The organism is Sphaerisporangium sp. NPDC049002, assembly GCF_040649355.1.
Classification (GTDB): Bacteria; Actinomycetota; Actinomycetes; order Streptosporangiales; family Streptosporangiaceae; genus Sphaerisporangium.
In genome coordinates this window covers 13080-22149 of the sequence record NZ_JBEZFH010000121.1, presented here as the reverse complement: position 1 = coordinate 22149, position 9070 = coordinate 13080, and the positions used below count along the sequence as shown (strand labels likewise).

Here is a 9070-nt window from a genome sequence, read left to right as displayed (position 1 = left end):
CACACCCGAAACGCACCTGAGCGTCGTCTGATGGGCCGCTTCCGCAGGGTCGACACCTCCGCGGCCGAAAGTGGCCGGTAAACGCCCGATCGAGGCGTGAACCGAGCCCTCGTGGAGGTCCCACCATGTGTTCCGCCCGTCACAACGCCGGCCGCTCCGTGCTGTGGGCCTGCGTCCTCGCCCTGACGGTCGCCGGCGTGTCCGGCTGCGTCGGCGCGGCCCGCAGTGACGTCCAGGCCGCGCCTCCCCGGCCTGTCATCGACCTGTCACTGCCGTGGCCGAGCGAAGGGCAGGCCGGTATCGAGGTGGTCGGCGTGGGCGGCCTCGGCACGAGCGGCCAGATGAGGCCGGTGCCGATCGCCAGTGTGACCAAGGTGATGACGGCCCATGTGATCCTCAAGGATCACCCGCTCAAGGACGGCGAGGCGGGTCCGCTCATCGAGGTCGACAGGACCGCCGCCACCGAGTCGCTTTCCGGGCAGGAGTCCACCGCGCCCGTACGGGAAGGGCAGAGGCTGTCGCTGCGCCGGTCACTGGAGCTGATGTTGATCCCGTCCGGCAACAACGTCGCCCGGTTGCTGGCCCGCTGGGACGCCGGATCGCAGGAGGCCTTCGTCGCGAAGATGAACGCCGCCGCCGGCGGCCTCGGCATGGCCGACACCGTCTACACCGGCGCCAGCGGCAACGAGGACTCCACGGTCAGCACGGCGGTCGACCAGTTGAAGCTGGCCCGGCAGGTGATGAAGGACGAGGTGTTCCGTCAGGTCGTCGCCATGACCGAGACGACCGTGCCGGGCGACCCTCGCGTGCTCCGCAACACCAACACCCTGCTGGACAGGCCCGGTGTGATCGGCATCAAGACCGGGTCGGGCACCGCGGCGGGCGGCAACCTGATGTGGGCCGTCAAGGCCGAGGTGAACGGCAGGACTCGCCTGGTGCTCGGCGTCATTCTGGCCCAGAGGCCGGGCGCCGGCCCGACGGCGGGCAAGTACGCCGCGCTGGACGCCGGCGACAGGCTGATCACCGCCGTGCGGGAGGAACTGGCTTCCCGGTGAGGTCTGGCCGGTCGGCCCGCCGGCGGCCCAGGCCACTCCTCCAAGACCGTCTTGTCCGCTGCCTGGTAAGAGATCCCGCCTGCGCGCCCGGCCTCGGCCGATCATTCCAAGGCGAAGGCGACGCCGGTCCGTCTGGACTCGTGATGCACACCTGATACACGGCCGAGCGCCAGGGGGTACGCGGCTCCGACGGTGTGGATACCCGGGTCGCACAGGATGGCGGTCATGTTCCCCACTCGAACGCCCGGTGCGCTGGCCGCACTGTCTATGACCATGATCCTGGCGGCTACCGGATGCGGCTCGACCGCGGCGGCCACGCCGTCCGAGGCCGCCAAGCCCGGTGCCCCGACCGCCAAGCCCGGTGCGCGGACCGCCAATGACCCCCTCTTCGCCTACCTGGGTAACGGCGGCTATGACGTCGGCTCGTACGACGTGCGCTACGACTACAGAACCGGCACCACGAAGATGGACGGCTCGGTGAAGATCACGGCCACCGCGACACAGGCCCTGTCCGCTTTCAGCTTGGACGCGGGGCTGGAAAGGATCACGAAGGTCTCCGTGGCAGGGCATCCGGCCGGCTTCCGCGTCGCCGGTGAGAAGCTGCTGATCACACCGGAGCAGATCCTGCCCAAGGGACGGCCGTTCCAGGTGGACGTCTCCTTCCGTGTGGACCGCGGCACCAACCCGCAGTCGCCCGCCTTTCCCAAGGACGAGGAGCCGCACCGCACGGCCTGGGTCGAAAAGAAGGACGGCTTCGCGGTCATGGGCCAGCCGGACCGAGCCCACCTGTACTTCCCCAGCAACGACCACCCCAGCGACAAGGCGAAACTCACCTTCCGCATCACCACCCCCAAGGGTCTCCAGGCGGTCGCGAACGGCACGCTCCGCTCGGTTGAGGAGAAGGCGGGCCGCGTCACCTACACGTTCTCCACTCGCGACCCCGTCCCGACCCACGTCGTACAGGCGGCCGTCGGCCGGTTCACGCTGATCAAGGACAAGGGGCCCGGAGGTCTGCCGCTGCGTAGTTACGTCGCCACCGGCCAGGCCGCGAAGACACGCAAGCTCGTCAGCGGCATACCCGACCAGATGGCCTGGCTGGAGAAGCGGCTCGGCCCATTTCCTTTCGAGACCTACGGCGTGCTCGGAGTGCCCGGAGACTACAACGGTGTGGCGCTGGAGGCCGCGACCATCTCCACCTACGCCGTCGAGAACCTCACCGGCACCGACCTGAAGGGCCACGTGACCAAGGAGGACACGCGGAACGACGCGATCACCATGATGCACGAGCTGGCCCATCAGTACTTCGGTGACGCCGTCTCGGTCCGCGACTGGAACCAGATGTGGATCAGCGAGGGCCACGCCGAGTTCTACCAGCTTCTGTATGCCGTGGAGATGGGCTACCGCACCCTCGACGACCCCGATCGCGGTCTGCGTGCCCGCTACGTGTTCGACGGTGACAAGCGTGCCGAGTCGGGCCCCCCGGGGAAGATGAAGCACGCGCGGGACGTGCTGGTCGGCACGAACCAGGCGGGCCTGCTGATGCTGTTCGGCTTGCGGGAGCTCGTCGGCGAGGACACCTTCGGAAAGATCGAGAAGGCCTTCTTCACCGGGTTCCGCGGCCGCTCGGCCGGCACCCAGGACTACATCGACGTCGCGAACCGGGTGAGCGGCGAGGATCTGACCGGCTACATCAACGGCTGGATCTATGACGCCGAGACCCCGCCGATGCCGGGCCACCCGGACTGGAAGCCCAAGCGGTGAGGTGCGCGTACGGCCGGCCGTACGGTACCGCGTGGCGGCCCGGCCTTTGAATGTGCGGCGACCCGGCCCGGAGTCGACGGCGGCCCGTCACCTCCGGCCCCCGGTCCGATCAGATCTCGTCGAGGATCTTGGTGAGGGCCTGCTTGGTGTCGGAGACCGGGACGGCGTCGATGCACAGGCGTTCCATGACGGCCTGGTAGCGGTCGAGGTCGTCGCGCTTGTCGAGGTAGATCGCGCTGGTGAGCTGCTCCAGGTAGACCACGTCGGGCAGGTCGCGCTCGGAGAACCGCAGGATGCTGAACGGCCCGCCGGCGGCGGCGTGGCCGCCCGCGCTGAACGGCATGACCTGTACGGTGACGTTGGGGGACGCCACGACGTCGATGAGGTGCCTGATCTGGCCGCGCATGACCTCGGCTCCGCCGAGCGGGCGCCGCAGGACCGCCTCGTCGATCACGGCCCACAGGTGGGGCGCGTTGGGCCTGCCGAGCAGCTTCTGCCGGGCCATCCGCAGGTCGACCCGCCGCTGGATCTCCTCCTCGGGCCCGTCCGGGTGGCCGAGCAGGACGACGGCGCGGGCGTACTCCTCGGTCTGGAGCAGGCCGGGGATGAACTGGACCTCGTAGCTCCGGATGCGGGTGGCGGCCTCTTCCAGCCCGACGTACGCCTCGAACCAGTTCGGCAGGACGTCGTCGTAGTTGTGCCACCAGCCGGGGCGGTTGGCCTGCGCGACCAGGGACAGCAGACCCTCGCGATCGCTCTCCTCGGTGACCCCGTACAGCGACAGCAGGTCGGCGACGTCCCGCGCGCGGAAGCTGACCCGTCCGAGCTCCATGCGGCTGATCTTGGAGTGCGAGGCGCGGATGGAGTGGCCGGCCGCTTCGAGGGTGATGCCGCGCTTCTCACGGAGGCGGCGGAGCTGGGATCCGAGCAGGATGCGCAGGACCGTCGAGCTGCCTCGCTCCCGAGCCATCATGTTGAGCGGGGTCTCATCCCCTTCGGCTCGGGCAGTGATCATGTCCATTCCTTAGAACAGCGGTGTTGTCTCACTTCTCGTGGTCACAGAGAAGTTCACGATACCCCTGGCACTCTAATCCGGATATACCCCAACATCACCCTTAGGCTACGATTTTGGACCCTCCGTAGCCGCCGATTCAGTTAAAAGGCCAGGTCATCGAAGTCGCCGTTCTTGGCTCCCTGGATGAACGCGGCCATTTCCGCCTGGCTGTAAATGAGTGCGGGGCCCCCCGGATACCGCGAGTTGCGGACGGCGACCCCGCCGTCCGGGAGTGGGGCCACCTCGACGCAGTTGCCGCTCGGGTTGCTGTAGGCGCTCTTGCGCCACCGTACGCCCGAAATCGCGGACGCGGCCATGCCGTTGGAGATCTCGTCCATCTCGCCTCTTCACATCTCCCCGAAACCCCGACGAACCCTGACATTCGTCACCTCAGGCCCCTCACCGGAACGAGGGCACCCAGATGGGTGCTTCCATCCTCAAGCGTCAGCATACCTCTGTGCGTTTGCACGTGCATCGGTACTTGCACCTGCACACCAAATGGGAGCAATATGTCCAAGTAGTTACAACTCCATGCTGAGATCGACCTAACCTCACAGGGCTCCCTATGACTGGGTACAGGACACAACGGACTAAACCCACACAGGTGGGAAACGACAGCTGGGAAGAGTGGCTCGCGGCGCTCGACCACGTCCTTTCCTCCGCGGGTCCGTGGGCGGTCGGCGGCGGCGAGAATCCCGGGCGCTTACAGCTCGCGTTATGCGAGCTGAGGCACGACCCGTACGCGGCGCGCACCGCACGCCGGTTCACGACGAACACGCTGCGGTCCTGGGAACTGGAAGAACTCCTGGACGACGCCGAGCTGGTCATCGGCGAGCTGGTGATCAACGCGCTGAGGCACGGGCTGAGCAGCCGCGCCGCCGTGTACTCCGGACGCCCCGTGAGGATCATCCTCGCCCTCACCGAGCAGTCCCTGATCTGCGTGGTCACCGATCCCAGTGACGAGTTCCCGACGCCGCGCGACCCCGACTTCGTCTCCGAGTGCGGGCGCGGGCTGCAGGTCGTCGCGGGCATCAGCCAGCACTGGGGATGGGCCCCGCTGAGCTCCCCCGGCAAGGCCGTGTGGGCCGGCTTCACCCTCCCGGGCGGCGAGACCCACCCTGTGCGGCACCTGGAGGTGTGCTACTAGCCGCCGAACCCGAGAATCAGCGTGCAGACTGGAAACGGTCTGTAGTCGCTGAGACCGTCGCCGGCATCCGCCGTCAGCGCTTTCCGAAAAGACGGACAACGTCTCCCGAACCAGCGCTAGCATCGGCATCCGGCGGAACGGGGGGATCATGACGGCGTTCTCAAGGCTCGAACGTCTCGGATTCGATCCGTCGATCCCCAACGAAGCCCGCATGTACGACTACTTCGTGGGCGGCAAGGACAACTTCGCCGCCGACCGGAAGGCCGCGCGGCGAGCCCTGGAGTTCGCGCCCGAGCTTCCCATCCTGTGCCGTGAGGGCCGGCGGTTCCTCGACCGGGCGGTGCGCTACCTGGCCGGCGCCGGGATCCGGCAGTTCCTCGACATCGGCTGCGGCCTGCCGACGCAGGGCGGCGTCCACGAGATCGCCCGGGCCGCGGCGCCCGATTCGCGTGTGGCCTACGTCGACAACGATCCGGTGGTCGTCGTCCACTCCGAGGCCCTGCTGGAGGGCGACGAGCGGGCCACGGTCATCGAGGCCGACATGCGCGACCCTGATCAGGTTCTCAGCCATCCCCGGCTGAAGAGTCTGATCAACCTGGACGAGCCGGTCGCGATCCTGCTGCTCTCCACGCTGGTCGTCATCCCCGACGACGCGCTCGTGACCCACATCGTCCGGCGGCTACGCGACGCCGTCGTCCCGGGCAGCTACGTGACCATCGCCCATAGCGTCTCCGACGTACGGCCCGAGGCCACCGCGAAGCTCGCCGCCCTCTACCAGGACCACGGGGTGGTCTCCGGCCCGCGCCGCGACCAGCTCCGCACGAAGGCCGAAATCGAGGAGCTCTTCGAGGGCCTGTCCCTGGTCGAGCCTGGTGTCGTCTACGTCACGGCGTGGCGGCCTGACCCAGGAGAACAGCCCGGCGACCCCGAGGCGGTCTGGTCCGTCGGCGGCATCGGCCTCAAGGCCCCCTGAGGCCGGCTGGCCGTGCCCGGTCCGCGTCTTCCCAGCTCACAGGCGTAACCTTGCGGAAGATGGCCTCGACGTAGCCCCGGACACCGCGAAGGCGCCGTGTCGGCGAGCCGGTGGCGTGGGTCCTACCGCCTCGATGGAGTCCTCAATGTCCGCTACCGCCACCCTCAGCGCACCCCGGGCGACCGGTGCGGCTCCGCTGCTGGTCACCGTGCTCGGCCTGCTGTCGGCGTTCCAACCGTTCGCCCTGTACATGTACCTGCCGGGCCTGGTCCCTCTCGCGCGCGACCTGGGCGCCTCAGCCGTGGGCGCGCAGCTGACCATCAGCGCGTTCCTCCTCGGGCTGGCGCTGGGCCAGTTCTCCGCCGGGCCGCTGTCCGACCGCCTCGGCAGGCGAACGCCGCTTCTGGCCTGCCTGGCCGTGTGCGCGGCGGCGGGGGCCGTGTGCGCCCTCACCCCCACCCTCGGGGTGCTGATCGGGGCGCGGTTCGTCCAGGGGCTCGCCGGGTCGGCCGCGATCGTCGTCGGCCGCGCCATCGTCGCCGACACCATGCGGGGCAGGGACGCCGCGCGCGCCTTCGGCGTCCTCATGGCCGTCCTCGGCGTCGCGTCCGTCGTCGCCCCGCTCGCCGGGGGGATCGTGGCGGGCACGGCGGGCTGGCGCGGGGTGTTCGCGGCGCTCGCCCTGCTGGCGCTGCTGATGTTCCTCGCCGCCCTGGTCGCCGTCCCCGAGACGCTGCCGGAGCACCAGCGCGCCGTGGACCTCCACGCGACCACCCGGACGGTCCGCGCCCTGCTGCTCGACGGGCCCTTCCTCGGCTACGCGCTGGCGTTCACCTTCGCCTTCGGCGCCCTGATGGCGTACGTGGCCGCGTCGCCCTTCGTATTCGAGAACCTCTTCGGCCTGACGACGGCCACCTTCTCGCTCGCCTTCGCCCTCAACGCGCTGGGGCTGATCCTCGTCAGCACGGTCAACTCCAGGCTGGTGTACCGGTTCTCCCCGCGCCGGCTGCTGCGGACCGGGCTGGCCGTCCTGTTCGTGGCCTCCGCCGCGCTTTGGGTGCTGGCCGTGACCGGGCGGCTGTCGGAGGTGACGGGCCTGCCGCTGCTGCTCGTCGCGGTGTCCTCGCTCGGGCTGGTGCTGGGCAACGCGGGCTCCCTCGCGCTCGGGCGGGATCCTCACGCCGCAGTGACCGCCTCGGCCCTGCTGGGGACCTCGCAGTTCGCGTTCGGCGCGCTGGTGGCGCCGCTGGCCGGCCTGCTCGGCGATCGCAGCGCCGTGCCCTTGGCCTTGGCGATGGCCGTCTGCGCGGTGCTCGCCCTGTCGGCGCTGGCGCTCACCCGCGACACGCTGGAGCTCACACTGGGCGAGCCGCCGGATGCCGGCCGTACCGGCATGAGGTCTTGCGATCAAAAGGGCTGAAGCCCACACTCGAAACGGGCAAGGCCCGTCTGACAAGGGCGCCCGGGGGTGGTCTTCGTGTACGAAGGGTTCAGCACGAGCGAGATCTGGCCGTTCGAGTGTCCTCGCTGCCTGATGGTGTGGGAGGAGGAGTACGTCGTCCGGCATCTCACCGACGGCCACGGCAACGTAGCGGACGTCTGGCTCCACGCCGGGTTCCAGGTCCAGCCGCCGTGGTCGGGCGCGCACTGCCCGGGCTGCGGCGACACCGGGGTGAAGTCGTTCCCCAGAGGATATCTCGCACGACATCCGGAGCTGCGGCCCGCCCGTCCCGTCCCCGCGACCGCGCCCGCGCCCGCCCTGGGCGATCCGGCGCCGTCCCTCGCCTCACCCGGGCGGCGCTTCCCGCTGAGGGCTCCGGCCATGCTGTACGCCGCGATCGGCCTGTCGATCCTTCTCTTCGCGAGCATCGAGCTCTTCGAGATCCTCAGGGCGACCCACCGCGTGCATTGAGAGGGCCGCCCTCGCCGGGCCGGGGAAAAAACTTTACGGACGTCCGGCGGCGTGACTGTCAGCGGTACGGCGCACCACTGACACGCAGGGCAGACCCGCCACCCCCGTCATGATCTCGAATGATTACGGACCGTTGGTACCGTCCAGACGATCGAGCCCCAATATGTCAGCGATCTCACGGCAGGCAGATCGGTCTCCATCCGCGCGTCGCGGCGAATCAGACTTAACTTTTGCCCCATACCCCGTAAAATCCGCCGATGTGAACGATGGTCATCACGCTCCACAGGAGCTCCCGGTCCGCGAACGCTCGTTCCGGACCAGCTCCGGCCGGCACCGGCGGCCGGTGCCCGCGCAGTTGCCTCCGGACGCGCCCGCGCTCGTGCTGGCCGCACCGGGCACCGCCGGCGACGTCCCCGCGGCCGTCAAGACCATTGTCTGCGTCGAGCATCCCCAGCTCGACGTGCGCCTGATCCATCTCGGCGACAGCAAGACCAGCCTGGCGGAGACGCTCACCGAGTGCGCCTCCGACCGGCCGAAGGAGTCGCCGGCCGCCATCGTGGTCCCCCTCGTGACCGGGCCGCACCAGCAGGTCTACCGGGCCATCCGGGAGGCCGTCGCCGACAGCGACGTCCTGACGACCATCGCCGACCCCCTCGGCCCGCACCCCCTGCTCGCCGAGGCGCTGCACGTCAAGCTCTCCGAGAGCGGCCTCGCGCGAGCCGACCGCATGCGCCTGTTCAACATCGCGGCCCCGGTCGACGGCATCATCGTCGCCACGGTCGGCGGCCAGGAGGCCGTGCGGGCCGCGGACGCGACGGTCGTCCTGCTGGCCGCGCGGCTCACGCTTCCCGTGGTGGCGGCCTCGCTGGACGCCTCCCCCGGCGTCGGGGACGCCGCCCAGCGGCTGCGCAACATCGGCGCCTCACGCCTGGCCCTGGCCCCGTTCCTCATCGGCCCCGAGATCGACCCGCAGAAGATCACGACGGCGGCCGAGTCGGTGGGCGCGGGGTGCGCGGAGCCGCTCGGCGCCCACAGCGCGGTGGCCCAGCTCGTCGCGCTCAGCTACGGAAGCTCCCTCACCGGCGTCGACCCCGACCAGTGACGCCCGGCCGCCCGCTCAGCACCGGAGCTCGGCCGACAGCAGCACCTCGGGCGCCGCGCCGCGCCC

9 protein-coding genes are annotated in these 9070 nt (G+C 69.7%); 7 read left to right on the top strand and 2 right to left on the bottom strand.

The window, feature by feature from the left end; all coding sequences use genetic code 11:
- Positions 1-125 precede the first annotated feature (125 nt).
- Together AB0B89_RS22815 and AB0B89_RS22810 are read left to right on the top strand one after the other, a co-directional pair.
- Positions 126-1055, top strand: a complete 930-nt coding sequence (locus AB0B89_RS22815; RefSeq protein WP_358556190.1) for a serine hydrolase — start codon at positions 126-128, stop codon at positions 1053-1055.
- 273 nt (positions 1056-1328) lie between these two features.
- A complete protein-coding gene (locus tag AB0B89_RS22810) occupies positions 1329-2816 on the top strand; it encodes a M1 family metallopeptidase (protein ID WP_358556188.1) in 1488 nt (495 codons plus the stop codon).
- A gap of 109 nt (positions 2817-2925) precedes the next feature.
- Here the strand turns inward: AB0B89_RS22810 and AB0B89_RS22805 are convergent, their stop codons facing one another.
- Together AB0B89_RS22805 and AB0B89_RS22800 are read right to left on the bottom strand one after the other, a co-directional pair.
- The gene (locus AB0B89_RS22805) at positions 2926-3831 is read right to left on the bottom strand and encodes a helix-turn-helix transcriptional regulator (protein WP_358556186.1); all 906 of its coding nucleotides are present in this window, start codon (positions 3829-3831) and stop codon (positions 2926-2928) included.
- 140 nt (positions 3832-3971) lie between these two features.
- On the bottom strand, positions 3972-4208 hold the full coding sequence (locus AB0B89_RS22800; protein ID WP_358556184.1) for a DUF397 domain-containing protein: 237 nt from the start codon (positions 4206-4208) through the stop codon (positions 3972-3974).
- 266 nt (positions 4209-4474) lie between these two features.
- On the opposite strand from AB0B89_RS22800, the gene AB0B89_RS22795 reads away from it, so the two are divergent.
- From AB0B89_RS22795 to AB0B89_RS22775, 5 genes are all read left to right on the top strand, one after another.
- Positions 4475-5017, top strand: coding sequence for an ATP-binding protein (locus AB0B89_RS22795; RefSeq protein WP_358556182.1), 543 nt, complete (start codon positions 4475-4477; stop codon positions 5015-5017).
- 148 nt (positions 5018-5165) lie between these two features.
- A complete protein-coding gene (locus AB0B89_RS22790; protein ID WP_358556180.1) occupies positions 5166-5990 on the top strand; it encodes an SAM-dependent methyltransferase in 825 nt (274 codons plus the stop codon).
- A gap of 145 nt (positions 5991-6135) precedes the next feature.
- Positions 6136-7410: a multidrug effflux MFS transporter gene (locus tag AB0B89_RS22785; protein ID WP_358556178.1), complete on the top strand. Its 1275-nt coding sequence runs from the start codon at positions 6136-6138 to the stop codon at positions 7408-7410.
- Between the two features lie 57 nt (positions 7411-7467).
- On the top strand, positions 7468-7902 hold the full coding sequence (locus AB0B89_RS22780; protein WP_358556176.1) for a hypothetical protein: 435 nt from the start codon (positions 7468-7470) through the stop codon (positions 7900-7902).
- 259 nt (positions 7903-8161) lie between these two features.
- Entirely contained in the window at positions 8162-9004 is an 843-nt protein-coding gene (locus AB0B89_RS22775; RefSeq protein WP_358556174.1) for a hypothetical protein, read from the top strand.
- The last annotated feature ends 66 nt before the right edge of the window (positions 9005-9070 follow it).

What these genes read in the sequence shown, in the direction of transcription:
- AB0B89_RS22815 (WP_358556190.1), top strand. Translation starts at nt 126, where the DNA reads ATGTGTTCCGCCCGTCACAACGCCGGCCGCTCCGTGCTGTGGGCCTGC.
- AB0B89_RS22810 (WP_358556188.1), top strand. Translation starts at nt 1,329, where the DNA reads ATGATCCTGGCGGCTACCGGATGCGGCTCGACCGCGGCGGCCACGCCG.
- AB0B89_RS22805 (WP_358556186.1), bottom strand. Translation starts at nt 3,831, where the DNA reads ATGATCACTGCCCGAGCCGAAGGGGATGAGACCCCGCTCAACATGATG.
- AB0B89_RS22800 (WP_358556184.1), bottom strand. Translation starts at nt 4,208, where the DNA reads ATGGACGAGATCTCCAACGGCATGGCCGCGTCCGCGATTTCGGGCGTA.
- AB0B89_RS22790 (WP_358556180.1), top strand. Translation starts at nt 5,166, where the DNA reads ATGACGGCGTTCTCAAGGCTCGAACGTCTCGGATTCGATCCGTCGATC.
- AB0B89_RS22785 (WP_358556178.1), top strand. Translation starts at nt 6,136, where the DNA reads ATGTCCGCTACCGCCACCCTCAGCGCACCCCGGGCGACCGGTGCGGCT.